Source organism: Spirosoma sordidisoli, assembly GCF_004138325.1.
In the GTDB taxonomy this organism is placed as follows: domain Bacteria; phylum Bacteroidota; class Bacteroidia; order Cytophagales; family Spirosomataceae; genus Spirosoma; species Spirosoma sordidisoli.
Window position 1 is genome coordinate 194,303 of record NZ_SBLB01000008.1, and the last position, 26,421, is coordinate 220,723.

The 26,421-nt window shown below is 56.2% G+C and carries 25 protein-coding genes and 1 tRNA gene; 8 read left to right on the top strand and 18 right to left on the bottom strand.

Annotation, left to right across the window (positions count from 1 at the left end; translation table 11 throughout):
- Positions 1–137 precede the first annotated feature (137 nt).
- Complete coding sequence (locus tag EQG79_RS24985) at positions 138–446, top strand: isoamylase early set domain-containing protein (protein WP_129605292.1); 309 nt, start codon at positions 138–140, stop codon at positions 444–446.
- A 49-nt stretch (positions 447–495) separates the two neighbouring features.
- Here the strand turns inward: EQG79_RS24985 and EQG79_RS24990 are convergent, their stop codons facing one another.
- The 3 genes from EQG79_RS24990 to lpdA form a co-directional block, all read right to left on the bottom strand.
- A complete protein-coding gene (locus EQG79_RS24990) occupies positions 496–1,431 on the bottom strand; it encodes a hydroxypyruvate isomerase family protein (RefSeq protein WP_077923715.1) in 936 nt (311 codons plus the stop codon).
- A 41-nt stretch (positions 1,432–1,472) separates the two neighbouring features.
- Complete coding sequence (locus EQG79_RS24995) at positions 1,473–4,592, bottom strand: PVC-type heme-binding CxxCH protein (protein WP_129605294.1); 3,120 nt, start codon at positions 4,590–4,592, stop codon at positions 1,473–1,475.
- A gap of 222 nt (positions 4,593–4,814) precedes the next feature.
- Positions 4,815–6,215 carry a dihydrolipoyl dehydrogenase gene (gene lpdA, locus EQG79_RS25000; protein ID WP_077923713.1) on the bottom strand — a complete coding sequence of 467 codons (1,401 nt, stop codon included), beginning with the start codon at positions 6,213–6,215 and terminating at the stop codon, positions 4,815–4,817.
- A gap of 359 nt (positions 6,216–6,574) precedes the next feature.
- Between lpdA and prfB the strand changes: the two genes are divergently transcribed.
- A protein-coding gene (gene prfB, locus EQG79_RS25005; RefSeq protein ID WP_129605437.1) for a peptide chain release factor 2 occupies positions 6,575–7,652 on the top strand; the annotation gives its coding sequence in 2 pieces (ribosomal slippage) (positions 6,575–6,634 and positions 6,636–7,652; 1,077 coding nt in all).
- Between the two features lie 88 nt (positions 7,653–7,740).
- Positions 7,741–8,439, top strand: a complete 699-nt coding sequence (locus tag EQG79_RS25010) for an SGNH/GDSL hydrolase family protein (protein WP_129605296.1) — start codon at positions 7,741–7,743, stop codon at positions 8,437–8,439.
- Positions 8,440–8,455: 16 nt separating this feature from the next.
- On the opposite strand, the gene EQG79_RS25015 is transcribed toward EQG79_RS25010, so the two are convergent.
- The 13 genes from EQG79_RS25015 to lipB form a co-directional block, all read right to left on the bottom strand.
- Positions 8,456–9,136: a DUF2306 domain-containing protein gene (locus tag EQG79_RS25015; RefSeq protein ID WP_129605298.1), complete on the bottom strand. Its 681-nt coding sequence runs from the start codon at positions 9,134–9,136 to the stop codon at positions 8,456–8,458.
- 116 nt (positions 9,137–9,252) lie between these two features.
- Positions 9,253–10,560 carry a hypothetical protein gene (locus EQG79_RS25020; protein WP_129605300.1) on the bottom strand — a complete coding sequence of 436 codons (1,308 nt, stop codon included), beginning with the start codon at positions 10,558–10,560 and terminating at the stop codon, positions 9,253–9,255.
- A gap of 132 nt (positions 10,561–10,692) precedes the next feature.
- A complete protein-coding gene (locus EQG79_RS25025) occupies positions 10,693–11,583 on the bottom strand; it encodes a LytTR family DNA-binding domain-containing protein (RefSeq protein WP_129605302.1) in 891 nt (296 codons plus the stop codon).
- Between the two features lie 6 nt (positions 11,584–11,589).
- Positions 11,590–12,213: a rhomboid family intramembrane serine protease gene (locus EQG79_RS25030; RefSeq protein ID WP_077923708.1), complete on the bottom strand. Its 624-nt coding sequence runs from the start codon at positions 12,211–12,213 to the stop codon at positions 11,590–11,592.
- A 9-nt stretch (positions 12,214–12,222) separates the two neighbouring features.
- Entirely contained in the window at positions 12,223–13,194 is a 972-nt protein-coding gene (locus EQG79_RS25035; RefSeq protein WP_129605304.1) for a polyprenyl synthetase family protein, read from the bottom strand.
- 66 nt (positions 13,195–13,260) lie between these two features.
- Entirely contained in the window at positions 13,261–14,085 is an 825-nt protein-coding gene (locus EQG79_RS25040) for a hypothetical protein (RefSeq protein WP_077923706.1), read from the bottom strand.
- A 60-nt stretch (positions 14,086–14,145) separates the two neighbouring features.
- Positions 14,146–14,580, bottom strand: a complete 435-nt coding sequence (locus EQG79_RS25045; RefSeq protein WP_129605306.1) for a nucleoside deaminase — start codon at positions 14,578–14,580, stop codon at positions 14,146–14,148.
- 5 nt (positions 14,581–14,585) lie between these two features.
- Positions 14,586–14,948, bottom strand: coding sequence for a hypothetical protein (locus EQG79_RS25050; protein ID WP_129605308.1), 363 nt, complete (start codon positions 14,946–14,948; stop codon positions 14,586–14,588).
- An 8-nt stretch (positions 14,949–14,956) separates the two neighbouring features.
- On the bottom strand, positions 14,957–15,400 hold the full coding sequence (locus tag EQG79_RS25055) for a hypothetical protein (RefSeq protein ID WP_129605310.1): 444 nt from the start codon (positions 15,398–15,400) through the stop codon (positions 14,957–14,959).
- Between the two features lie 97 nt (positions 15,401–15,497).
- Positions 15,498–17,945, bottom strand: a complete 2,448-nt coding sequence (gene rnr, locus EQG79_RS25060; RefSeq protein ID WP_129605312.1) for a ribonuclease R — start codon at positions 17,943–17,945, stop codon at positions 15,498–15,500.
- A gap of 118 nt (positions 17,946–18,063) precedes the next feature.
- Entirely contained in the window at positions 18,064–18,801 is a 738-nt protein-coding gene (locus EQG79_RS25065) for a 3'-5' exonuclease (protein ID WP_077923703.1), read from the bottom strand.
- Positions 18,802–18,850: 49 nt separating this feature from the next.
- Positions 18,851–19,255: a hypothetical protein gene (locus EQG79_RS25070; protein ID WP_077923702.1), complete on the bottom strand. Its 405-nt coding sequence runs from the start codon at positions 19,253–19,255 to the stop codon at positions 18,851–18,853.
- 43 nt (positions 19,256–19,298) lie between these two features.
- Complete coding sequence (gene lipB / locus EQG79_RS25075; protein WP_129605314.1) at positions 19,299–20,087, bottom strand: lipoyl(octanoyl) transferase LipB; 789 nt, start codon at positions 20,085–20,087, stop codon at positions 19,299–19,301.
- A 92-nt stretch (positions 20,088–20,179) separates the two neighbouring features.
- Between lipB and EQG79_RS25080 the strand changes: the two genes are divergently transcribed.
- Together EQG79_RS25080 and EQG79_RS25085 are read left to right on the top strand one after the other, a co-directional pair.
- Complete coding sequence (locus EQG79_RS25080; protein ID WP_129605316.1) at positions 20,180–20,533, top strand: YraN family protein; 354 nt, start codon at positions 20,180–20,182, stop codon at positions 20,531–20,533.
- A 151-nt stretch (positions 20,534–20,684) separates the two neighbouring features.
- A complete protein-coding gene (locus EQG79_RS25085; protein WP_129605441.1) occupies positions 20,685–22,145 on the top strand; it encodes a TonB-dependent receptor in 1,461 nt (486 codons plus the stop codon).
- Between the two features lie 63 nt (positions 22,146–22,208).
- On the opposite strand, the gene EQG79_RS25090 is transcribed toward EQG79_RS25085, so the two are convergent.
- Positions 22,209–22,781, bottom strand: a complete 573-nt coding sequence (locus EQG79_RS25090; protein ID WP_240699445.1) for a DUF308 domain-containing protein — start codon at positions 22,779–22,781, stop codon at positions 22,209–22,211.
- Between the two features lie 128 nt (positions 22,782–22,909).
- Positions 22,910–22,982, bottom strand: a tRNA-Gly gene (locus tag EQG79_RS25095).
- Positions 22,983–23,131: 149 nt separating this feature from the next.
- On the opposite strand from EQG79_RS25095, the gene EQG79_RS25100 reads away from it, so the two are divergent.
- The 3 genes from EQG79_RS25100 to EQG79_RS25110 all read left to right on the top strand — a co-directional run bounded on the left by EQG79_RS25100 (position 23,132) and on the right by EQG79_RS25110 (position 26,411).
- Positions 23,132–25,174 carry an OPT family oligopeptide transporter gene (locus EQG79_RS25100; RefSeq protein ID WP_129605318.1) on the top strand — a complete coding sequence of 681 codons (2,043 nt, stop codon included), beginning with the start codon at positions 23,132–23,134 and terminating at the stop codon, positions 25,172–25,174.
- Between the two features lie 27 nt (positions 25,175–25,201).
- Positions 25,202–25,768, top strand: a complete 567-nt coding sequence (locus EQG79_RS25105) for a hypothetical protein (RefSeq protein WP_129605319.1) — start codon at positions 25,202–25,204, stop codon at positions 25,766–25,768.
- A 112-nt stretch (positions 25,769–25,880) separates the two neighbouring features.
- Positions 25,881–26,411, top strand: a complete 531-nt coding sequence (locus tag EQG79_RS25110) for a DinB family protein (protein ID WP_129605321.1) — start codon at positions 25,881–25,883, stop codon at positions 26,409–26,411.
- The last annotated feature ends 10 nt before the right edge of the window (positions 26,412–26,421 follow it).

Consider the following 26,421-nt stretch of genomic DNA (forward strand, 5'->3'; position numbering starts at 1 on the left):
GCGAGTTTGGTAGATAAATATAAATCTAAAAAAAACAAATAGTACTATTAAAAGAATATTAATGCTTAACCTACTGATAATTATTATCTTAGTTTTTTTGTGATATAATTTTGCGTCAAACCAAACAATGATCTACTATGGCAGTTGCCAAACAGTTTCTAAAAAGTAAGCCTATTGCAAAAGTAACGTTTGAATTGCCCGCCGAAGCCGTCAATGGTGCCAAAACGGTCGCCCTGGCCGGTGAATTCAACAACTGGGATCCCGCTGCCCAGGTGCTGAAAAAGCAAAAAGATGGTTCGTACAAAACCACGGTTGAACTGCCCATTGGTGGCGAGTATCAATTCCGTTACATCCTCGATGGCACGAAATGGGAAAACGACTGGGCTGCTGACAAATACGTTGCCAGCGGTATTGCGGGTGAAGAGAACTCGGTAGTAGTCTTGTAAAGAGCTAACAAAAAAAGGGCTGCCAGCGCAGCCCTTTTTTGTTTTCAGCCTAGATGGTAAAGCTGTCTGATTCGAGGTACGCTTTGATCAGCGCGGCTTCTCCGTCTTTACCCGGCATGGAGTTGCCGTGTTCCATACCGAAAATAAACTCCTTATTTTCGGCCTTTGCCTTGCGGTAAATGTGTTTGAAAATGTTTTTGTAGTTGATCTCGCCGGTGGTCGGTTCTTTCCGGCCGGGGTTATCACCAATCTGGAAGTAGGCAATCTCTTTCCAGCACCAGTCGATATGCGGAATGATATGCCCTTCGTTTTTCTGCATGTGGTAAATGTCGAACAGGATCTTGCACGATGGGCTGTTGACACCCCGGCATATTTCGTACGTCTGGTCTGACGTGCGCAGGAACAGATTGGGCGAGTCGCTCAAGGGTTCCAGTACCATGACCAGACCGGCCGGCTCCAGAATTTCTGCCCCCCGGCGCAGCGCGTCGATGACGTGGCCAGTCTGAATACCGATGGGCAGGTTACGCTCGAAATCGCCGGGCACAACGGTGGTGAATTTGGCGTTAACGCGCTTGGCCGTTTCGACCGCCCGCCGACAGCCGTTCAGGAAAATATCGATATACTCCGGTTTGCCGGCTGCCAGCGTATTCTGCGAGTTTCCACCTTTGTCGAGCACGAATACGCCCATGGTCATACCCAGCCGGGCCATCTCTTTACCCATCTTCTCCTGCATGGCCACGTCGCGTCCCATCATGCCGTTGTCCTCAAGGGCGGTAAAGCCCATATCAGCCATGAACTTAAGCTGATCGATGGGATCTTTCCCGGCGCTGTTCTCGAACATGCCGATATGAGGAGCGTACTTGAGTTTGAATGAATTCTTGGCCAGTAGTGCGGGCTGCGAATGCCAGTTGCCGGCTACAGCTTCTCCAGAAAAAGCGGCCCCTGCCACTCCCAGCGTCGATTTGACAAAATTGCGTCGTTGCATAATAATGATTTAGTGGGATGCCCTGTCGTGTCGACAAAAGCTTATTGTTTTTTCTTTAAACTGGCCAGGTACTCGACCAGGTCAACCAGTTCCTGCGTGCTCATGGCCTCCTGCAAACCCGATGGCATCATCGACGAATCCATTTTTTTCATCGACACCACGTCCGACATTTTGTAGTTCTGCACCACGCCACCCGGAAACTTCATCTGCAGGTCGGTTTCGGTTTTACTCGACACGATGCCCGACAGGGTGCTGCCATCTTTAAATTTCACCTCCCAGCCTTCGTAGCCGAAGCTAACCCCGGCGTCGGGGTGCAAAATGGCCAGATACTGACCTTCTTTGGGCAGCTTAGAGCCGATTTCGGATAGCTTGGGGCCGAAGTCCATGCCCTCGCCGTTGATCTGGTGGCAGGTCGAGCAGTTGGCCTTAAACACCGTGGCGCCGGTAATGGCGTTTCCGTTCATGGCCAGCAATTCAGTCATAGCAGGCAGTTTACGGCTTCCCGTAGCGGCTCCCCCGTCTATGTATTTGGCGGCTTCGTTCCGGATGCTCTTGCGCCAGGCGCCCGACACCCCCTGAACGGCAGCTGCTTTGTAGTCGCCTTTGATGTCGCCGGATTTCAGCAGCGCAATGACGATATCTTCGCCGTCGTTACTGCCCCCCAGCGACCGGGTAGCTTCCCGGCGCAGGGCTACTGCCCGTTTTTCGTCCAGCGCCACCGACTTTAGGATCTCGATCGACTCTTTGCTGCCTACCCGGCGCAGGGCCGTAAGCATACTCAGGGCGGCTTCGGTATCGCTGCCATTGACGACTTCCCAGGCCATAGCACCGCCCCCCTGCTTGAGCAGCTGCCGAGCGGCATCACGTCCCAGACCGTCGAGGGGTTTGGCTACCGCCAGTTGCCGCAGCCGGGCGTTTTCGGCCGCAGGTTCATAACGGGATACCAGTTCCATGTACTCCTGGGTGCCGTACACATCGTTCATCAGTTTGTTCAAAGCACTGGTGGCGATGGGCGACGTTTTGACGAAGGCTGGGTCGAGGTGGCGCAGGGCCAGCTTGGTAACGTCGGTGGCCGATGCGCTATTGCCGTTGCTGCTGGCCTGCAGGATGCTGAGCAGGGCGTTCGATTTGTCCGTAGCGCCGGGGTTGAAATCAAAGGCCCGGAAGTAGCGAAGCCGCTGTTTCAACTCAAAGTTGTTATCGCCGGCCAGCCTGGCCAGTAGTGGAACCGACGCTTTGGTACGCGCCCGCCAGACAATATCGCGGCCACCGGCGTTGGCCAGCGGATCGTTGTTCATCAGCCCGAGCCAGGCGTTGTAATAGCTATCCCAGTTTCCATCGGCACCAATGCCCAGCGCTTCGAGGTACCAGCGGTCTTTACCATCGTGTTTGGCGGCCAGCTGGGCCCACAGCGCGGGGGCTTCGGGCGATGCATGCCGACGCAGGGCAATGGCACATTCGCGACGCACCTGCGGATCGGTATCGGCAACGAGTTGCTTTACCGCGGCCAGCGTAGCCTGGCTACCCATCTGGCGAGCCGCGCGCAGGGCCGTCATGCGCAGGTTCGGGTCGGTTTCTTTCAGAGCCGCCGTAACGTAGCGCGCCCATTTATTATCGGGTAGCTTGCTCAGCAGCCATAGCGCGCGGGCTTTCTGACGCGGGTCGGTGGTGGCTTTGTAGAACCGGGCCAGCGACTTCTCGGCTTTTGTACCCTGCGCATGAAGCGCCTGCCAGCCTGCATACCGAACGTTCATATTTGGGTTTTGCAGAGCCTCGATTGCGCCCTCTATAGATGTCACATCTACTTTCGGCATCGTATAGGCCGAGTTGGGGGGCGCTACCCGATAGACCCGCCCTTTGTTGAGATCGCCCGCCTGGTGACCGCCCACACCGGGATCGTACCAGTCGGCAATGATCAGCGAGCCGTCGGGCGCTACGCAGACGTCGGCCGGGCGGAACCACTGGTCGCGCACGCCCTCCAGCACGTTGACGATACTGGCCTTATAACCAGCGCCGTCATTTTCTACCGGATACGACCGAACCACATTCGGGCCGGCATCGCAGTGAATGATCTGGTTTTGAAAGACCTGGGGCAGCAGCTTGCCTTCGTACACGATAATACCGGTGGGCGAACCGGCGCCGGTCTGGAGCAGGTTCGGTACGGAACCGGGGTCATTCAGGTGCCAGTGCCGCTGCGGAATGGTGGCTTCGAGGTTGGTCCGGTTAGCCTGCCAGCCCGCGCCGGTCATCTCATCCGAATAGCCATAGTTGCCGTATTCCATGACGTAGTTGATCCGAACGCCCTTGTTGCCGTCGTCGTCGTTGTCCGATTGCCAGAGCGCCCCGTAGGAGTCGACCGCCACTTCGTAGTTGTTGCGGAAGTTCTGGCCCAGCAGTTCTACGTTTTTCCCGTCGGGATCGCAGCGGAAGACCATCCCCTGCTTGAAATTCTGGCGATTGATGGCCTTGCCCGTGGCTATGTCGATAACGGGGTTGCCGTCTTTGTCCATCAGCTGCCGGCCTTCGTTTCCGAAGTTAAAATACCACTTACCATCGGGCCCGAAGACGAACGTATGCATGCCGTGATCGTGCTGTTCGCCACCAATCCCGGTAAAGAGCAGCTCTTTACGGTCGGCTTTGTCGTCGCCGTTATCGTCGGTCAGAACCCATACGTTCGGGCTGTCCGATACGATAACGCGGTTGCCCTGCACCCAGATACCCAGGGGCGACTCGATGCTGGGGTCCTGATAAAATACCTTGCTGACGTCGGCCTTGCCGTCCTGGTTGGTGTCTTCGAGAATAACGATCCGGTCGCCTTCTTTATGGGTCGGGTTTCCGGTAATGGCAGGCCGGTAGTTATACGCTTCGCAGACCCATACGCGGCCACGCGCATCGACGTCGATGTTGGTCGGGTTGGTGAGCATGGGTTCGGCTGCAAACAGCGTTGCTTCCAGACCCGATGCGACGTTGAGGCTGCCGACGGCATATTTCGGATCGCGCTTGTCATCGTCGGTCAGCCGGGCAAAGAGGCTGGTGAGATACGTTTCTGAAGCACCGTTCAGACTCCGGTTCTGATAGGCGCTGACCAGAGCCCCGGCTACCAGCAGCCCGGCCGCCGAGAGAGCTACGGTCCGCGGAAAAGAAACAGTTTGTTTACGCATGGAAGGTATCGTCAGTAGATTATAGGTTTACATCTTGCACTTTACCGCCTAAATATAAGGATTTTCCGGGCGAGACGGCGTTCATAACCAGACCACGGCGGCCGGCGCAGTAAAAAGCAGAAAGGCCAAAAAAAATACCGCCAGCCCAACACACATAGTGCATCGAACTGGCGGCAGTAGTACTAGTTGCAGATCGCGCGTCGAGACGGCGTTTGCGGGTTCTTACAAGTGAATAGCCTCACCGTAAGCGGCCTCGGTGGCGTCCTTGATGGCTTCCGACATGGTTGGGTGCGGGTGAACGGCCTTCAGGATTTCTTCGCCGGTGGTTTCCAGCTTGCGGGCGGCTACGACCTCGGCAATCATTTCGGTTACGTTGGCCCCGATGAAGTGAGCACCCAGGAACTCGCCGTATTTGGCATCGAAAATTACCTTCACGAACCCTTCGGGCGCACCGGCGGCTTTGGCCTTACCCGAAGCCGTAAACGGAAACTTACCGACTTTCAGCTCGTACCCGGCGTCGCGGGCGGCTTTCTCGGTATAACCTACCGACGCGATTTCGGGCGTGCAGTACGTACAGCCCGGGATGTTGTTGTAGTTCAGCGGCTCAACATGCGGCAGACCGGCAATCTTCTCTACGCAGATGATGGCTTCGGCCGAGGCTACGTGGGCCAGGGCCTGGCCTTTGGTGCAGTCGCCGATGGCGTAGTAGCCCTCGGTGCTGGTGCGGTAGTAATCGTCGGTGACGATCTTGCCCCGGTCGGTAGCGATGCCGGTTTCTTCGAGGCCGATGTTCTCGATGTTGGCGACCACACCCGCTGCCGACAGAACGATATCGGCTTCGAAGGTTTTCTCGCCCTCCGGCGTTTTAGCCGTTACTACGCAGCCTTTCCCACTCGTATCGACTTTCGTCACTTCCGAGTTGGTGAAAAGCTGGACGCCCATTTTTTTGTAGTTCTTGGCCAGTTCTTTCGAGATATCCTCATCTTCGACCGGTACGATATTGGGCATGAACTCGATGATGGTCACCTTGGTGCCCATGCTGGCATATACATACGCAAACTCGACCCCGATAGCCCCCGAGCCGATGATCACCATCGAATCGGGCCGCTTCTCGAGCGTCATGGCTTTGCGGTATTCAATCACTTTCTCACCATCGATCGGAGCGGCCGGCAGCTGACGGGCGCGGCCACCGGTGGCAATGATGATGTGTTTGGCTTCGTATTCGGTGGCTTTACCATCGGCCCCGGTCACCTCTACTTTTTTGCCGGGCTTTACTTTCCCGTTCCCGCTGATGACGTCGATCTTGTTCTTCTTCATCAGGAACTGAACGCCCTTGCTCATGCTGTCGGCAACACCCCGGCTCCGCTTGATAACGGCGCCGAAATCAGCTTCCGACTCGCCCTGTACGGTGATACCGTAGTCTTTGGCGTGCTTGATGTATTCAAAAACCTGCGCCGATTTGATCAGCGCTTTGGTGGGGATACAGCCCCAGTTGAGACAAATACCGCCGAGGCTCTCGCGCTCGATAACGGCCGTTTTCATACCTAACTGCGAAGCGCGGATGGCGGCAACATATCCGCCCGGCCCGCTACCTACCACGATTACATCGTACTGTGAAGCCATTTCTATGAATGAAAAATGTAGACTAAAAAAAGTACCCTGCTCCGGCGTACCGTCTGCAACAATCTCTTGGTTTGAGAACGCAAAGGTAGGGCGAAAAGTTGGTTCGTGCCGGACCCGGCCAGCGGGTCTGTACGAAATCAGCCGGTTTGGGCAATCCATGGCGACCGGCCCGGCCGGCCGCTCCGAAAAAACGCCGTGCCGAGCCGCTGCGTCCTGTTTTCTGGCAACGATCCGCTTTCGGCAGAAACAAGGCCCCCCGCTCCTTTTGTTCTATCTTTGCATTCATGAGCCGACGCACGCTCGCCGGCAGGCGGGTTCAGGTTTGGCTCATTCATTCGTCCATCAATTACGACAAGTTCATGACAACTGACCAGTTGACCGACTTGAGGGCCAGAGTAGAGGCCCTGAGGAGGTATCTTTGACTACGACGCCAAGAAAGAACAGCTAGCCGAACTCGAGCAGCAGACGTTCCAGCCCGAGTTCTGGACCGATGCGGCCCGGGCCGAAGGCGTGATGAAACAGGTACGCGCCCTGAAAGGCTGGACCGGCGGTTACGAGAAACTGAACAGCCAGTTCGGCGATCTCGAAACGCTCTTCGAGTTCTACGAAGCCGGCGACGTTACCGAAGAAGAAGTAGATGCCGAAGGCCAGAAAGTATCGGCTATCCTCGACGACCTCGAGCTCAAAAAAATGCTCGGCAATGAAGAAGATCAGCTCAGCGCGGTTCTCGAAATCAACGCGGGCGCGGGCGGCACCGAAAGCCAGGACTGGGCCGACATGCTCTACCGGATGTACATGCGCTGGGCCGAAAAACACGGCTATGCCCTCAAACAGGTCGACTATCAGGAAGGCGATACCGCCGGCATCAAGTCAGCCACGATTGAGGTCGATGGGCCACTGGCTTACGGCTTTCTGAAGTCCGAGAACGGGGTTCACCGGCTGGTGCGCATCTCGCCCTTCGACTCCAACGCCCGGCGTCACACCTCATTTGCGTCGGTTTTTGCTTATCCGCTGGTCGATGACACCATCCAGATTGAGGTAAACCCGGCCGACATCGACTGGGATACGTTCCGGTCGGGCGGGGCGGGTGGCCAGAACGTCAACAAGGTCGAAACGGCCGTTCGGTTACGGCACCGCCCGTCCGGACTGATTATCGAATGTCAGCAGGAACGGAGCCAGCTGCAGAACAAGGAAGTAGCCATGCGCCTGCTGAAGTCGAAGCTGTACGAGATTGAAGTGCAGAAACGAAACGCAGCCCGCGCCGAAGTAGAAGCCGGAAAGCAGAAAATTGAGTGGGGGTCGCAGATTCGGTCGTACGTACTGGACGATCGACGCGTGAAAGACCACCGCACCGGCTATCAGACGTCGAACACCGACGCGGTACTCGACGGCGATATCGACCCGTTTATCAAAGCATTCCTGCTCGAACAGGAGTAAGGTACGGCAGGGCGTTTGCGGGGTTACCGGCAATCCGGTCTACAACCTGGCTCGTAGGTAATCCCGTAAACAGCCCGCTACGTACCCTATGAAGTTACTGCTCATTATCACCTCGCTTTTGCTGGCCTGCACCCGGCCACAACCCGAACCGGTTATGCCTGCCAGCCCCGCACCAGCCCCGCCTTCGCTTACTTACCTGGCTCTCGGCGACTCGTACACCATTGGCGAAAGCGTGTCGGAGTACGAGCGCTGGCCCGTACAGCTGGCCGACCGCCTGCGCGACGACAGGATAGCTGTGGCCGCTCCCGATATTATTGCCCGAACGGGCTGGACAACGGCCGAGCTTCAGGAGGCTATCCAACAAAGTGGTAATCAGAAAACATACGACCTGGTATCGCTGCTGATCGGCGTCAATAACCAGTACCGTGGCCAAAGCCAGGATCGCTACCGGACTGAGTTCAGGGCGCTGTTACAGACGGCGATCCGGTTTGCGGGCAAGCGGGCCGACCGGGTGTTCGTCCTCTCTATTCCGGACTGGGGTGTTTCGCCCTTTGCCGCCGGCCGCGACAAAGCCAGCATTGCCCGGGATATCGACGCCTTCAACGCCATCGCGCAGGATGAATGCCGCCGGGCCAATGTGGTGTACGTCGACATCACCCCCCTGACCCGCCAGGCTGCCGATAACCGCACCGCCTTTGCCTACGACGGGCTGCACTACTCGGGTCAGCAGATGAAATTGTGGGCCGACAAAGTCCTGCCCGTGGCCAAAGCCCTCCTGGCCCGATAGCTGGATTCCGCCCCCATCAGACCAGGTTAAACTTGATCAGATAGTGCCGCACGGTCCGGCCGATGATGATGCTGCCAATTACAGACGGAGCGATCCAGAAGAGCGTACCTATCCATTCGGGTGAGCCCGCTGGCGCAATTCGTCCGACATTGGTAACGACGGCTGCCGTAAATGTGGCAATGTAAGCCCCGCCCATCCGGGTGAAATGCTGAAAATACCACTGCATCTTCCGGGCAGGCTGCCGCATGGCCTGCAGGTCGCGCCCCGCAAAAACAAAGGTCAGTACCCCGAAGAAGGAGAACACGATCGGGAAGAACGACGCTCCGTTCAGCATGAGCAGGTACAGCCCAAAACCAATCATACCGATGCTGACGAGCATGGTCGCGTAGGTCAGCCCCCGGTCGAACGCGCTGATTTGTCCGTCTTTCTGTTTCGTGGCCCGCCAGCCGGTCATGCTCAGGTAAAAGCTGAACACGGCAATGCCGGTCAGGAATAGCCGCATCATCTTGAACGGCTGCAGCACGCAGAGCAGCAGGGCCGTTATGGCTACGGTGATCATGCAGTAGACAAACACAAGACCCGCGCGGTTATGCAGGCGACCTCCCTTCCGGGCAAACATCGGAATCAGCCCAACCAGCAGGGCCGTTATGCCCGTTCCAATATGAATGATCAGAAATAGAGCAAGTACCGTTTTCATAGTTTTCAGGTTTTTTTGGGATGCGATCGATGAAACAAACGTAGGCGGATCCGGCGCGACCGACAAGGCGAAAGGGCCAAACAGCAACGGTTGGGACGTTTGACAAAGAGAACCCATCAGGGGCGGGCCCGATGCTGGCGGTATACGGCCTTGCGGCCGAAGTAATGAACGTACTGGATGAAGTTGAACTCGATATTGTCGAACAGGACCCGCTCTCCGTTGGCATTCAGGTGCAGGTTCGGTACCCAGCGCAGGTTGGTCCGGAGCAGGTTCACTTCGGTACTCGTCACCCGGATGTCCCAGCCGAAGATCAGCCCAACGGCCGGTTTGGTTTCCAGAAAACGCTGTCCGGTATCGTTCATCGACAGGCGTTCGATGGAGAGCGTTGGTCCTACGTACGGCGCAAACCCCAGGTAGTTGAAGAGGTATTTGTACGCTTCGAGCGCAACGGAGTGACGACGGAACCGAACGTTGGCGTCGAAGCCGTCGCTGCGGGCGCCCATAGTCCGGTACGACACCCCTACGTTCAGGTCGGCTTTGTGGAAATAGCGACCAGCCGCCAGATCGGGCATGATTCCGCCCAGGGTTTCGCCCTTCAGGTAGGGCCGGTACCGCTCCATGTATGACGAGCGGCTCAGCGGGCGCGGTAAAGCCGCCGACGGGCCAAACCCGGCATACCAGGCGCTGAGCCGCCGGTTCCGTTTCAGCAGTTCATGCTTGATGTTGAGCTGATCGACGGCTTTGGCTTCGGTCAGGTTTCTGTCGGAGTCGATGTAGCGTACCAGGCCTATGTTGACCGAAACCGGGTTGAACGAGGTGGTGCCGAAGGCCGTGGGCGAGATGGCGTAGGGCAGCTGGCGGGTAGTCTGGTAATGCACCCCGGCCGTGAACAGGTATTTCGACGTGGTATAGGTCAGACCGGCCTGAACGGGAACAATCATCCGCTGCACTTCCGGATACTTGTAGGCATAGTCGGTACCGGCCGTCTGGTGACCGTACGACAGGAGCCGGAAACTAACGCCCGCATAGGGACTCAGCCGACCCGGCCGCAGCCGAAACGGATAGATACGCGCCCCCGTCTCGACGCCCTGCCGATACTGCATGGCCGAAAAAACCGACGGCCGGGCCGACACCCGAACCGGCAGCGGAAAGGAGACGTAAAAGTCGGCATGGCCCCAGAAGTGAACACCCCCGATGGTTAGCCGTGGCATGGCGGTCGCCCCAAAATCAGTCGTCCGGCGGTCGCCTTCGGGGGTCTGGTAATCGGCCCGGCCGCTCCCAAGCGTCAGCACATCGGCGCCAAAGGTCGTCCAGGCAAAAGAGGTACTTTTCTTTAGATAGGTGGTGGTATACACCGTATCGACCGGCTGGGCCGTCAGCTGGTAAGCGAGCAGAAAAAAAACGAGAACCGTAACGAATCGCATGGCTTGTGCAGAAATAGATCTGACACAAACCTAAAGCTTGTTGGCTGTTCCGGGTAGCAAGAAGGGACAAACAACAGCGTTTGGGGCGTTTGGCAAAGAAATAGCGCCTTTGGGACAAACAGCCGGGACGTTCTACAACGATTTCAGCTCGGCCACGAGCGTATCATTGTACTGGCGCGACACCGGAACCGCCAGCTGCCCACCTGCCAGATGCAGCTTGTAACCCTGCGCGTTGCCCGTAACCCGCTCTACCCGGTCGAGGTTGACCACGTAGGACCGGTGGCACCGAACAATATGGGGTACGTCGATCTGCGCAGCCAGCCGGCTCAGGCTACTTCGCAGCAGTAGTTTGGCGGGTTTGCTCCGATCGGTATCTTTCCAGTAGACCACAGTGCAGTAGTTATCGCTCGATTCGATAAACAGCAGATCGGCGGGGTCGAGGCTGAGCGTGTCTCTGTCGTTGTCGGCAACGAGCGTTAACGAATGACCGGTCGGCGAGGGCGTGATGGGAGTAATACCCGGCTGAACAGGCGGATGAACCGGCAGCTGGGCGGCCGACTCGCGGTATTTCTTCAGCTGCCGAACGTAGTTGAGCAGCACCACCCCCGTTGTCGGAAAAAGGCCGACCAGGAACGTAATCAGGATCATGCTCACCCAGTTGACCGAGTACGACAAGCCCTCCAGGCGCAGCAGCCACTCCATATACAACCGGTTGGCCAGCGCAATCAGGAGAATATTACCCGTTATGAGCAGAATTTCGCGGCCTACCGTCCAGCGCTCGTCCGAAAACTGACGCGGGAACAGCCGATTCCAGACCGTAAAGTTTAGCGCCGTAACCACGAAGGTGACCAGGCCGAAGCCCAGCAGCTTGAGCGATTTGTGGTCGGTATTCCAGAGGTTGATCCCGAACGGCTCGAACGTCAGCAAAAACAGGCCTACAAACAACCCGATGAAAGCCACTTTTCGAACCTGCCGACCGGCCGATTCGCTGGATGGATACGGTTGACGGAGGAGATGGAGCATATTGTCCTAGAAAAGCCGCCACCCGGCAATCTGCTCGATAAACTGAGGCAGTACAGCCGGGTAAACCACGATCATGAACAGAATACCGAACAAAGCCCCGTAAAAGTGAGCGTCGTGGTTGATGGTCCCGTAACCGCGCCGGGCTTCGTAGTAGGAATAGGCCAGGTAGAGCCCGCCGAAGATGAAGCCGGGAATGCCGATGGGAATAAAAAACATGGAGATCGGCATCAGTGGCCGGAACAGGATAGCCGCAAACAGCACCGCCGACACCCCACCCGACGCCCCCAGCGCGTTATAGCCCGGATCGTTCCTGTGCTTCAGAAAGCTCGGAATATCGGACACCAGTATTCCGATCAGGTAGAACCCCACCAGATACAGCGCCCCACTACCCGGAAAAAGCACGTCGAACACCTGCTCGATAAACCCGCCGAAGAAGTACAGGCTGATCATGTTGAACAGCAGATGGCTCCAGTCGGCATGCAGAAACCCCGATGTGATGAGCCGATAATACTGCCCCCGGCTGGCTACGCGGTAGGGATTCATAATCCAGCGATCCATCAGGGCCGGATTGTTCCAGGCAGCCAGACTGATGCCAACGGTAACCAGAATAATAAGAAGGGTGGTGCTCATGGAGGTTTGTTAACTTTCGCGTTCGACCAACTGCCGCGCAAACTGACTTAATAACGATTTACGGGCGGGGTCGGCGTTGATCTGCTCGAAATTGGTGAAACCGCGCTCAAAATAGGTGTTGATTCGGGTTTCCGTAATCTCCCGAATACCCAGTTTATCATAGATCGCCGTGACGGCCTGTACTTTCTCGGCCTTGTCGAAACTGGTTCGGGTTAGCCAGTTGGTGAGTTCATCGCGGACATCACCCTGCGCCTGCTCCAGGGCTTCGATGAGCAGAAACGTTTTCTTGTTGGCAATGATATCGCCCCCTACCTGCTTGCCAAACTTGGCTGGATCGCCGTAGACATCGAGCAGATCGTCTTTGAGCTGAAATCCGATACCGATGTTGACGCCCCCTTCGTAGAGATGCTGGTTCGATTCGGGGTCGGCGCCGGCAATGAGGCCACCCAGCTCCAGCGCGTAGCCCAGCAACACCGAGGTCTTGAGCCGGATCATATCGATGTATTCGGCTTCGGTCACGTCCCAGCGGGTCTCGAAATTCATATCCATCTGCTGGCCTTCGCACACCTCGGCGGCCGTGCGGTTGAACCGGCTCAGCACCGCCTTTATTTTATCGGCATCTACGTGCAGCAGCAGTTCATAGGCGTTGACGAGCATCACATCGCCCGACAGAATAGCGATATTATGGTTCCATTTCTCATGCACGGTTGGCTGGCCCCGCCGAATGGGAGCCTGGTCCATAATGTCGTCGTGCATCAGGGTGAAGTTATGGAACACCTCTACTCCCAGCGCTGGCCGAACGGCCTTCTGCCAGTCGTCAGTGAACAGATAAGCTCCCATCAGCGTAAGCAAAGGCCGCATCCGTTTGCCACCCAGGCTCATGATATAGCGGATAGGGTCGTAAAGTTCGGGCGGGTACTGACCGTATTGAGTGCGTTGAAGTTCTTGTTGGATCGCGTCAATGAAAGCAGCGGGACTCATGCAAATGGGTTTTGGGCCAAAAATAAGGCAAAAGCCCCCAAAAGCCTAACCGCTGGGCGGGCGGGGTCACCGTCCAAACTTTTGCCGGTAGTTTTGATAGAGTGGGGTCGAAAGTACGTAGACAACCCGGCCCGAAACCACCCAGTATCCGTCGTTTCTGGTGCTGTTTCCACGCTGCTCGCCGGGCCGATTCAGCGGCCATCCGATCTCGGCCCGCCGGTCGGCCAGCACCGCAGCCAGTGGCGTCAGGGTAGTTCGATCCACGTAAACCGTACTGACATCGTCCAGATAGTCGCTCAGCACATGCGTATAAGTACCCTCTATTTGAAACCGGATTCGGTTGTTGCTGTACACCGGCATACCCATCCCGTAGCGAATGATCGGCGGAAACAGATTGTAGCTGACGCCTTCGGTTCGTAGCTCGGCCAGACCATACGATTTCCCTTCGAAAGTCGTTCGGGGCCGCATGTAGGTAAGCCCCGCTCCCAACAGCGCGTAGGGTGCATGGCCCATCGTAGGATGATCGATCGGCCAGAGATCCAGCTGAACACCCGCCCAGATGTCGGGGTTAAGGCTGAAAAAAGACAGGTTATTATAAAAATTACGCGTGTCTTTCTGGCTTCCGTAGATGTAGTAGATCTGCCCTTCGGCCCGTAGCGACAGCCGGTACGACAGTCGGTAGGTGATGGCTCCGTTGATGGCAGCGCCCAGCCGCAGGTGAGCCAGATTACCCGATTCGTTCAGGTCACCGGCATAGCGGGTAGCGCCCAGCCCCGCACTGATCTGCCAGCTGCCGGGCTTATCTTCCCAGTAACGGGACTTCTGAGCCCGGCAGTTCAGCGAAATAGTCAGCTCCAGAAACAACACCAGGCCACAAAACAGTCGGAACATACGCGCGCGGTACGGAAGTAAAAATCCTTCGTATGACGCACGACGCCGGTGAAGTAACCGCTACAGCTCGCCGATGTCTTCGTTCCAGAGCGTGGGCTTGTCGGCAATGAACTGCTCCATCATCTGCACACATTCGGGCAGATTGAGGTCAACGACTTCAACGCCATGCTCTTCCATGAAGGCACGCGCCCCGGCAAACGTCCGCGACTCGCCCACGATCACTTTGGGAATCTTGAACTGCACGATCGTTCCGGCACACATGTAGCATGGCATCAGGGTCGAGTAAATTACCGTATCGCGAAACGACCCCACCCGACCGGCGTTGTTGAGGCAGTCCATTTCGCCGTGCAGAATGGGGTTGTCTTCCTGCACCCGTTTGTTATGCCCTGAGGCTACCAATGAGCCATTCTTAACCAGCGCCGACCCAATCGGAATACCGCCTTCGTTCAGACTTTTACGGGCCTGGTTAATGGCCTCCTGCATGAATTCATCCATAAAATTTAAGCAGCAGTCTTTATAATGTCATCTAAGACACTGTCGATCCCAAATACCTTAGTTTGGAGAATTTTATAAAGCTCTGAAAATGATTCTATAGCTTCTTTGGTCTTCAATTCTTGAGTGCTGTAGACCACTTCTTCTTTAAATTTTCGCCAATCATCGTATGTATAAGCAGCCAGTTCTTCTAACGACTGATTTCCTGGATAATAAAAGAGAGAAAAAATACCTTGCTCATTCTCGATTATAGACCATTTGAATTTTGAGTTATATGTGAAGAAAAGTCCACCTGAGGCCGATTTAATAACTGGTTCAATCAAGTGTTGATTTTCGATCATTGAATTGACTGCGGCTACTATCTTGTACATGGCCTACATTAGTTAATGATTTTACCATAGTTAGACACGTCGATGTGCCTGATTTTTTCTCTTAACTCGGCTACCAGACTACGTTTCTTTGGTTCGCTGAGTAGCCTTGGGTTATTGGTAAAGTTAGAAATTTTAGCCAGTTGTTCAGACAAGGCAGCTTCTAATGATTTGCTTCCAATAATCTGACCCTCTATTTCATGAAGAATACCGATAACTTCCTGTAGCTGATCTTTATCGTTGGTCGTATAATCATTTAACCGCTCAACTTTGTACTTCAAATCTGATAAAGTTAGCTGGATTGAGTAGTTGACAATTGCGTTCAGGGCTGACGCCAGTTTGTCCTTGCTTTTAATAAAGACATAGATGGCAATACCAGACGCTACAATTGTCAAGAAATTCGCCGAAAAATTAACCCAGAAGTCTAGTAGCTTGAGCGTTGAATTATCATCCATGCACCATTACGGATAGGTAGGTATTGCAACGCAAGAAAAGCAATCCATCTGAACTCAACAATAAGTTATCAATGAAACTGCTTTTCTTGTATACAACCTACCGCCGTCCGCGACCGCCCCGCCGGTTCTGGCCTTTGGCCGCCGGCGCGTCGCTGCGACCCGAACTACTGCGCCGGGCCGAAGAAGCCGACGACCGACCGTCCGAATCCCGTTTGCCATCGGAGCGCCGACCCGATGTTTTGCCACCGGTGGCCCGGCTGGCATTGTCGCCGACGAGTACAAAATCCATACTCCGGCGGGCCAGGTTGGTTTCTTTAACCCGTACCTCTACCGCATCGCCGAAGGTGTATATTTTCTTGTTCCGCTGGCCAACGATCCGGTAGTTCTCCTTGTCGAAATCGTAGAAATCGTCGCTCAGGTCCTGCATCCGCACCAGCCCTTCGCAGTTGTTCTCGGTGATCTCGACGAAGATGCCGAACTCGGTAACGCCCGAGATCACGCCCGCAAACGTCCGGTCCGGCTCCATCCGGCTCATGAACTCGACCTGCTTGTATTTGATGCTGGCCCGTTCGGCATCCGACGCCATTTTTTCGCGGGCCGAGGCATGTTTACACTGGTCTTCGAGCGTATCGCGCTCAACCGGTTTGCCTTTGTCGAGGTAGTGTTGCAGCAACCGGTGGGCCATCATGTCGGGGTAGCGCCGGATCGGCGACGTGAAGTGCGAATACCGCCGGAAAGCCAGACCGAAGTGGCCCAGATCTTCGGTACTATAGCGCGCTTTCGACATGGTCCGCACCGCCAGCTGCGATAGCATACTGGCTTCGGGTTTGCCTTCGATACTGGCCATGAACTGATTCATGGAGTTCGAGAGGTGCTCTTCGTCTACTTTCAGTTTGAAGCCCAGCCGACCGGCAAAGTCCGCAAACTGCCGGAGTTTATCTTCGTCGGGGCCTTCGTGTACGCGGTAGACCATGGTGTTCTCATCGCCTTTTTTGTTCAGCGAGTGGACAAACTCGGCTACCCGTTTGTTGGCCAGCAGCATGAACTCCTCAATGAGTTTGTTGGTATCCTGCCGCAGTTTCGGATATACCGACAGCGGTACGCCGTTCTCATCCAGTTTGAAACGAACTTCTACCGTTTCGAAGTTGATGGCGCCCCGTCTGAAGCGCTCGGCCCGCAGCTTGTAGGCCAGCTCGTTGAGCAGCTGCAGCTCGGCCAGGTAATCGCCGTTGCTGTTGTTCAGGATGTCCTGCGCTTCTTCGTAGCTGAACCGCCGGTTCGAGTGGATAACGGTACGGCCAAACCATTCTTTTACAATATGGGCATCGGGCGTAAGCTCGAATACTGCCGAGAACGTCAGCTTGTCTTCGTTAGGACGGAGCGAACACAGGCCGTTGGAGAGCTTTTCGGGCAGCATAGGCACCACCCGGTCCACGAGGTAGACCGACGTAGCGCGCTTGAACGCTTCTTCTTCGAGCTTCGAACCGGGCCGCACGTAGTGGGTTACGTCGGCAATGTGTACGCCGATTTCGTAATGCCCGTTGTCCAGGATCTGCACCGACAGCGCATCGTCAAAATCCTTGGCATCGACCGGGTCGATGGTGAACGTTGTCACCTCGCGCATGTCGCGCCGTTTGGTCAGGTCTTTCTTCAGGATTTTGGTCGGAATGGCTTCGGCCTCCTGCTCCACATCGGCCGGGAAATGGATCGGCAGCCCGAACTCCGCCAGGATGGCGTGCATTTCGGTATTATTCTGCCCCGCTACGCCCAGCACCGTGACGACCTCGCCCTCGAACCGCTGCTTACTACTGCCCGGATCGGGAAATTTGGTGAGCCGGACAATGACTTTTTCGCCATCACTGGCTCCGCCCAGTTTCTCTTTCGGGATAAAAATGTCGTCGTAGATTTTCTTGCTATCGGGAACGACAAAGCCGTAGGTGGGCCATACGTCGATACGACCAACCAGCTCGGTACGGCCACGCTCGACTATACTGACCACTTTGCCTTCGATCCGCCGGCGCGAGCGCCCGCCCGATCCGTTGCGCGAATCGGCGAAGCGAACTACCCGAACCCGGTCACCATCGACGGCGCCGTTCAGGTCATCGGTCGATACCCAGATATCATCGTCGCGGTCGCCCCGGCCGCCCGTTGGCGACTCGGCAATGACGAACGCAAACCGCGAGTTAACATGGTCGACTACGCCTGCTACAACGTTGGCGTCGGCATCGGCCCGGTAGGTGTTGTCTGGCTGGCGAGCAATGGCGCCCTCGTCGGTCAGTTCGCCGATGAGGCCGTGCAGAATGAGTTTCATCCGCCGGTCGCCGATGTCGAAATGCTCGAGCACCTGCTCCTGCGTAAACGACTGCTGATCGTTGATCTGGAAAAACGCCATCAGGTCGTTTTTCATCTCGTCAAGAAAGCTATCGGCCTGTTGAATAGGCCGGGCTTTGCTTTGTTCCGAACCTCGCTCGCGGGCACGTGGTTTCGTGCTGTCACCGCGGTCGGGCCGGGTGTATTTATTTTGTTTTGGTTTTCCGTTTCTCATGTAATATGCTCTGCCTGAAGGGCGAGCTTAACTAGTTAAACACAGAGCGAACGCATTGGTTTTAAGCCGGTACAGAAACGGCCGGTCGCCCTGCGTTCTTCTCTTCTGGTGGCTGATTTCAGTCACTATTTACAATATGCTCGTCGGCCACGAGCGGGGCACCCACCATGCGCAGATAAACCTGTACGAGCATGACCACCGAATCGCGGGCATACTGTTCGATCCGGGGCCAGTCGTGTTCGCGGTAGTAGACTTCGCTGGTGCGGTCGCCCATCCATTCGAGCGGTCGGCCGGGTACGTCCAGCACAGCCGCCAGCAGGTCGAGCGGTACGAAATGCCGTTTATCGCCGAATTGCCACTGCTCCAGGGTATCGCGATGCGGTATTTCCCAGGGCTTCTTGCCGGCAATCTGCAAGGCCGGCGGCAGCGGCAACCCGTTTACCATCAGTCGCCGGCACAGGTAGGGGAAGTCAAACTCCTTGCCATTATGCGCGCAGAGCACCAGTTCGCCGGGTGGGTATCGGTTTACGATGGTCAGAAACTCGTTCAGAATGGTTCGCTCATCGTCGTTGCTGAGCAGTTTGACTTTCAGGTTGGGCTGATCGGCATCGTTGAAAAAAAGACCGCCCACACCGATGCAGATAATCTTGCCGAACTCGGCGTAGAAAGCCGCCCGCCGGTCGTACCAGCCCGCTGCCGACAATTCATCTTCGGCCCGGAAATGGCGGCTTTTTTCTTCCCACTGCCGTTGCAGACGCGGATCGACCGCCAGCAGCGATGGCTCGCCCGCCACGGTTTTCAGATCGATGAATAAAACGTTTTTGAGTCGGCGTTTCCAGGAGACGGCTTGCGGCATCGGGGTTCAGGGTTGTCGGGTCATCGTGCCCACCGCAGCAGGCTGGCCATCATTCGTGCAGGATTCCCTCCAGCCCCAGGGCTGGCACCGTAACGAGGTTATCCTCAACGATGCTATCGGGAACAAAGATGAATTTCTTATCGAATATCTGATTATCAATGTAGTAACTCACCCAATATTCATTGTTCAGATGAAACACATCGGGCATGATGGTTTCAACGACTTCGTGCGCACCGGGCTGTACCTCCACGAAGAAGTGCCGCAGAGTAGAGGTTTTCTGCTCCTCATCGTCTTTGAGCCCGTATCCTTTGGAGGTTACGAAAACCGTCCGGATCGGCACATCGTTCTGGTTGATTAAAAAAACCTGCCAGTCATACCCGCCGGCTATGTTCTCTTTGCGGGCAATCACAATCTGTACGCCCTCAACGGGCAAAAAATTAATATCTTTTTTCATTACCTGGTTTCCTGAACACAGCCAGCCGGTGCGGGTACATGCCTCACAACGGGCCGGAAACGGCGGTTACCGTTTCGTTCGGCTGCGTTTTTTCCTGTTGAATCAACTCCATCTCAAATAAATCGGCCAGGTGCTGTTTCACCCGACCGGCCACTTCGTTGAGCGGTACGGTATGCCCCAGTTCGGCGGCCAGCGAGGTTACGGCCTTATCGCTGATGCCACAGGGGACAATATGGCCAAAATACGACAAATCTGTATTGACGTTCAACGCAAATCCGTGCATCGTTACCCAGCGGCTGGCTTTTACCCCCATGGCGCAGATTTTTCGCGGCCGTGGGCCCCCGTCGTAGTCGAGCCAGACGCCCGTAAGCCGGTCGGCGCCTACCCCTTCTACCCGGCCCGCCCGCAGCCCGTAGTCGGCCAGCGTCCGGATGATGCTTTCTTCCAGCAACCGCATATAGCGGTGAATGTCCGTAAAAAAGTTGGCTAAATCCAGAATAGGGTAACCAACCAGCTGGCCGGGGCCGTGGTAGGTAATGTCGCCCCCGCGCCGGATTTTAAAGAACGTAGCGCCGTAGTCGGTCGCCAGCCGCTCTTCATCGACCAGCAGATTATCGATACTTCCGCTCGTTCCCAACGTATAGACATGGGGGTGTTCGCAAAACAAGAGGTAGTTGGGCGTGGACACCTGCTCCGCGTCCGGGCGTTCGCGGTTCTGCACTTTCTGCGCCACGATCTGCGCAAACAGGCGCTCCTGTTCGTCCCAGGCAGCCTGATAATCAATCAGTCCCAGATTTTCTACGACAACTTGCTTATTGATGCGTGTATTCATTCCTTTACGCGGAAGTCTGCTTCCACCTCCTCAAATAACACTAGAATCGGCCTCTTTCGTTCGATCTCCCGCCCGTAACTAACCCCTATCCCATGGCACAGCACAATGAAACCGGTAAACAGGGCGAAGCCGAAGCCGCCCGCTATCTTCTGGACAACGGCTATCAGATTGTAGCCACCAACTACCGGCACCAGCATGCCGAGATCGATCTGATTGCCCGCAAAGACAAGCTGATGGTATTCGTGGAGGTCAAGACCCGTACCAATGTCAGCTACGGCAACCCGGAGGAGTTTGTCAACTACACCAAAGCCCGGCTCGTTATGAAAACAGCCGAGCACTACATCTTCGCTCAAAACTGGCCCTACGACGTCCGGTTCGACATCATAGCCGTCACCATTGCCACTAACGAGGTCCGAATCAAACACATAGAAGATGCGTTCTGCTGATGGGGAAACAGGCCGTACGGGTTACCAGAAACCCGTACGGCCTGAGCGGTACGCTGCAAAACAACAATTCCATAACAAGCGTTGAGACCTCAGTGGCGACTTCGGTTTTGTAGTTTTGCATCGTATCTTTATCAGCATAAGCACCACCATCATGTACGAGAAGAATATAGGCACGAAACAGAAAGCATTACGCGTCAACCTCGATCGGAAGATATACGGCTCGTTTGCCGAAATTGGTGCCGGTCAGGAAACAGCGGCCATGTTTTTCAAAGCGGGCGGCTCGTCGGGTACCATCGCCAAGACGATGTCGGCCTATGATATGACCTTCAGCGACTCGATCTACGGCGTTGAAGAAAGCGGCCGCTACGTGGTTGAATCGCGGCTGGTGAAAATGCTCAATAAAGAATACAGCCTGCTGGAAAAACGCCTGGCCGAAAAACGCGGCCCCGATACGACTTTCTTTGCCTTTGCCAATACCGTAGCGGCTCTCAACTTCCAGAAAACCAACGACGCCCACGGCTGGATTGGCTGCCGGTTTCAGCTGACGCCCCAGTCGGGCTACAACGATGTGATCATTCACGTCCGGATGCTCGACAACGAGAACGTGCTGCAGCAGCAGGCGCTGGGCGTAATTGGGGTCAACCTGATTTACGGCTGCTATTACTACGCCAAATCGCCCGAAACGCTGGTGCTCTCGCTCATGGACGACCTCGCGCCCGAACGCATCCAGATCGACATGATCCGGTTCAGCGGGCCCGACTTTGCGGAGGTCGACAACCGGCTGATGAGTCTGCATCTGGTCAAAAACGGCTTCACCGACGCGGCCCTCTTCGGTCCCGACGGGCAGGTGCTGCAACCCTCCGAGGCTCTTTACAAGAAACACATCCTGGTCATGCGCGGGCGGCTGCGGCCCCTCACCAACGTTCAGCTCGACATGATCGAGAACGGGCTGAAACAGTTCAAAGCCGAACCCGACGTAGACGAAAGCAAGGTCGTATCGATGGCCGAGTTAACCCTGCATAACCTGAAAGCCAGCGACCAGGGCATCGACGAGAAAGACTTCCTCGACCGGGTCGACATTCTGTGCTCGATGGGGCAGGCCGTGATGATCTCCAACTACCTGGAATACTACCGGCTGGTGGCGTATCTGGCGCGGCTCACCCGGCTCAAGATCGGGCTTACGGTCGGTATCCCGAACCTCGAATACATCTTTGAAGAAGGGCATTATGAGTTTTTGCCGGGCGGTATCCTGGAAGGCTTCGCCACCCTCTTCAGCCGGAAGGTGAAGCTGTTCGTTTACCCGACCCTGCGAAACGACGCGGTTTATACCTGCAACGACTTTCAGCTGCCCCCTACGCTGGAGCCGCTGTACCAGTACCTGGTTCGGAACGATAAAATCGAAGACATCCGCGACTATAACGAAGCGAATCTGCACATCTCGACCGACAGCGTACTCGAAATGATTCAGCGGGGCGAAGACGGCTGGGAGTCCATGGTACCCGACCGGGTGGCCCAGCGCATCAAAGACAAATGCCTGTTCGGATACCCCTGCGAGGTCGAATACGTACCCATCGGTCAGCAGGTACGCCAGCAGCAGAGTCTGGTCGACTAAAAACAACAAGCGAGGGGGGCAGAAAATGATTTCTGCCCCCCTCGCTTGTTCCAGCGCGTTCGGTCAATGATAGCGTTGCGCCACCTGCGCCCGCATCTGCTGCGTTAATACAATAATCAACGCGCCCAGTACGATCGGGAAGACGCCGATAAACCCGAGCGAATTATCGAATCCGGCGGGCCGCAGCAGTAAGGTAAAGGCCAGGGCACCGGCGGTCAGCACGTTGAGGAAATGGACCAGGCTGGTTCCGCTAACGGTACCGGCTCCGCGTGCGGCCAGGAACGAGTACATAGCCTGAACGGCCTGCAGAAACGCATACATCATTGCCCAGAAGCCGAGCACGTCGACAAATCCTTTGATGGTACCTTCCGAAAAAACGAAGATCGCTACCCCAAAGGCAACGTCGGTAATGCCGTGTAGAATGCCCCAGAGGTTATTTTTCTCATCGCGCTGATTCGAGAACGAGAAAACCAGCTGGCAACCGCCGGCCAGTACGGCCAGCACGCCCAGAATATGACCCGACTGGGCCGAGTACGAGCTAGCGAAGAAAAACATAGTTGCCCCGATGAGGACATATAAAACGCCCCGGCCAATCATCAGCCACCAGCGTTGTGTGTGATTCGTGTTCCGTTCCATAGCGTTGAGCGAACAGGGGTTGAGAACCTGCTTCTTCCGACTTAACCTATTGAAAAAGGCGATTGTTTACGAAAACAACGAAAACAAAAAGCCCCATTCGGTTACGAACAGGGCCTTTCAGAAACAGGAGCGGGAAATGGGTCTCGAACCCACGGCCTGCAGCTTGGGAAGCTGCCGCTCTACCAACTGAGCTACTCCCGCGTGGAGCTTGTGTGAACAAAGTTGGTCATTTCGTTAGAAAATGTCAAGGGGTTTGCTTTACATTGCTCAACGGTCAGCTCGCTGGACGGGGCCGCTGCCCCAACTACGGTTGCCTCATCAGCGCTGACGGCCGGATAAACCCTTCATCTATGCTTACCGAACCTACGCATAAACCTTTCATCCCTGCCTCCGAATCGCCTGCTGAGTTTACCCTGAAAGCCATCATTACCGGCTCCGTATTTGGAGTGCTATTCGGAGCCGCTACCGTTTACCTGTCGCTGAAAGCGGGGTTGTCGGTCTCGGCCTCTATTCCGATTGCGGTACTGGCCATCTCGCTGGGCCGGCGGTTTCTGAACACGACCATCCTCGAAAATAACATCATTCAAACAACGGGTTCGGCCGGCGAAAGTATTGCCTCCGGCGTAGTGTTCACGATGCCGGGCTTTCTGTTCCTGACCGATGGCATCGGCACCGACTTTTTTAACTACTGGACCATTCTAACCCTGTCGATTCTGGGCGGACTGGTGGGGGTACTGATGATGATTCCCCTGCGCCGGTCGCTCATCGTGCAGGAACATGGCACGCTCCCCTACCCCGAAGGAACGGCCTGCGCGTCGGTACTCATGGCGGGCGAACGCGGGGGCGACTTTGCCAAAACCGCTTACCAGGGGCTGGGGGTGGCACTGCTCTATGCGTTTCTGCAAAAGGTGCTGCACGTTATTGCCGAAGTACCCGTCTGGGCCACCCGACAAACGAACCGCTACTTTCCATCAGCACAGGTAGCCGGTGAGATTACCCCCGAGTACCTGGGGGTTGGGTATATCATTGGCTTCCGGATTTCGGCTGTTCTGGTCGGGGGTGGTATTCTGGCCTGGCTCGGCCTGATCCCGCTACTGGCGTCGGTCGTACCGGGCGATACCATTGCGCTACAGCTTCAGAAACTAGGGTACCTCACCGACCTACAAACGGCAGGTGGACCGGGCGGCTGGAATCCGCAGACCCACACATTTTCCGACACAGCAGCTGCCATCTACCGGGCCTACATCCGTCAGATCGGTGCCGGCGCCGTTACGGCCGGTGGGTTCATGACGCTGCTGAAAACCATACCAACCATCGTATCGTCGTTCCGCCAGAGCTTTAGTGGGGTGGGTAGCGGCAGCACGACGTCGAATCGGGCCACTACCCTGGCCCGCACGGAGCAGGATCTGAGCGTTCGGGTGGTGATCATTGGCAGCGCAATACTGATCGCGCTGATGGTCGTTCTGCCACAGATTCCGGGCGACTCGGTGCTGACGAAGTTGCTCATTGCCGTGCTGGTGATTGTCTTTGGCTTTTTCTTCGTTACCGTAGCCAGTCGGATCGTAGGTCTGATCGGGTCGTCGTCGTCGCCGGTGTCGGGTATGACCATTGCCACCATTATGGGCACTGCCCTCGTCTTTATCGGCTTCGGCCTGACGGGGAATCTGTACGAGCCGGCGGTACTGGTTGTGGGTAGTATGATCTGCGTGGCGGCTGCCAATGCCGGTGCTACCTCGCAGGATCTGAAGACCGGCTACCTCGTCGGCGCGACTCCCCGCTACCAGCAGCTGGCCTTGTTTATCGGCGTCATCGTTTCGTCGCTGGTGGTTGGCGCTACCGTAAAGATTCTCGATACGCCCACGCCCGACCTGGTTGCGCAGGGCATCACCCACGCAATCGGCTCCGACAAGTTTCCGGCTCCACAGGGTACCCTCATGGCCACGCTCATCAAAGGATTGCTGTCGTTCAACCTCGACTGGCAGTTTGTGCTGGTGGGCACCTTTACCGCTTTTGTGTTCGAGCTGGTGGGCGTAAGCGCACTGGCGTTTGCCGTGGGCTTGTACCTGCCCCTGTCGACAACCCTGCCCATTTTTGCGGGTGGTCTGGTCAAGGCTATTGTCGACTGGAACGCCAAACGCAGCGGCACCGTCGATGAAGACCCCGATCTGGGCAAAGGGAATCTGTTCGCTACAGGTCTGGTGGCCGGTGGCGCGCTGGCGGGGGTGGCGGTGGCGCTGCTGTCGGTCAACGATACCATCTTCAACAGCCTGGCGGGCCTGACGCTCGAACCGGCGCTGACGGGCGTGCTGGGCGAAGGCGGCTACCTGCTGCTGGGGGCGCTGGCATTTGTGGGGCTAGCCCTGCTGTTAGGACGTGTGGCCACAAAGCGCTAGCTTTCCGACCACAACCCTATCTTCCTCATGACTAACAACTTATCCCGTTTTTTCTACCGCATCGCGTCCTGGAAAACGCTCTTACTGGCGGTTGTTCTGTACGTACCTTTTCCGGCCTATGTGTTCAAGAGCCTGGAAGAACGCATGAACACGCTGGCCGGTCGGCCCATCGGCCCGATTGATCTGCTTACCGGCTACGATCCCGACCGCATCCGGCAGATGGTAGCGGCATACGGCCCCGAAGGCCGGGCTATCTACGCCCAGGGCGAGCTTACCGCCGACCTGGCGTATCCAGTCATCTACACGTTTCTGTTCTGTATCATCCTGTCGATGCTGTTCCGGAACCGGCCCTACGCTCCCTTTCGGCGGGTAAACGTGCTGCCGCTCGGTATTATGGGGTTCGACCTGCTCGAGAACGCCTGCATCGTGTACCTGCTCCGGACCTACCCGGCCTCGTCGGCCACGGTTGCCTCGCTCTGTTCGGTCTTTACCAACCTGAAATGGGGCGTGTCAATGGTGGTGCTCGGACTGGTGCTGTACGGACTGGCACGTCAACTGACTGGTAGCCAGGCCCGCCTGGCCGATCGGGCGTAGATACCACACGACAGGCGGTTCCCGAAAACGCACGCGTCGACGCTGGCTAAATAGTATAGCTGTTTATGGATCGCATGTTGTACATTGGCAGCGTATCCGATTAACGAACCCCATGAAACACATCCTCCAGCCCTTATTACTCGTATTGGTGCTGACTGTTCTCAGCAGCCACCGACCAGCTACCAGCGTCAGCCAGCTGGTTACCGAATGGCAACGCGCCCGGGAGTATACCAAAGAATACCTCGACGCGATGCCCGAAGATGGGATTGCCTACAAGCCAACCCCCGAGATTCGCAGTTTTGGGGAGCAGATGCTTCATCTGGCCAGCGGCAACTACCTCTTCGGCTCTACCGCTACCGGCAAAACCAACCCGATGGCGGGCAAATCCATGGAAAAAATGGAGGAGCTGAAAACCAAAGCGGCTCTGACCAAAGCCGTGCTGGATAGCTATGATTTCGTCATTGACGGCTTAAAGGGCATGAGCGACGCCCAACTAGCCGAATCCATCAAATTTGGGAAGAACGAACTGTCGCGGGAGCTGGCTTTTGCCAAAGGTTTCGAGCATCAGACCCACCACCGGGGCCAGGCTACAATCTACATCCGGATGAAAGGCATCAAGCCGCCCAACGAGAAACTGTTTTAGCCACGATCAC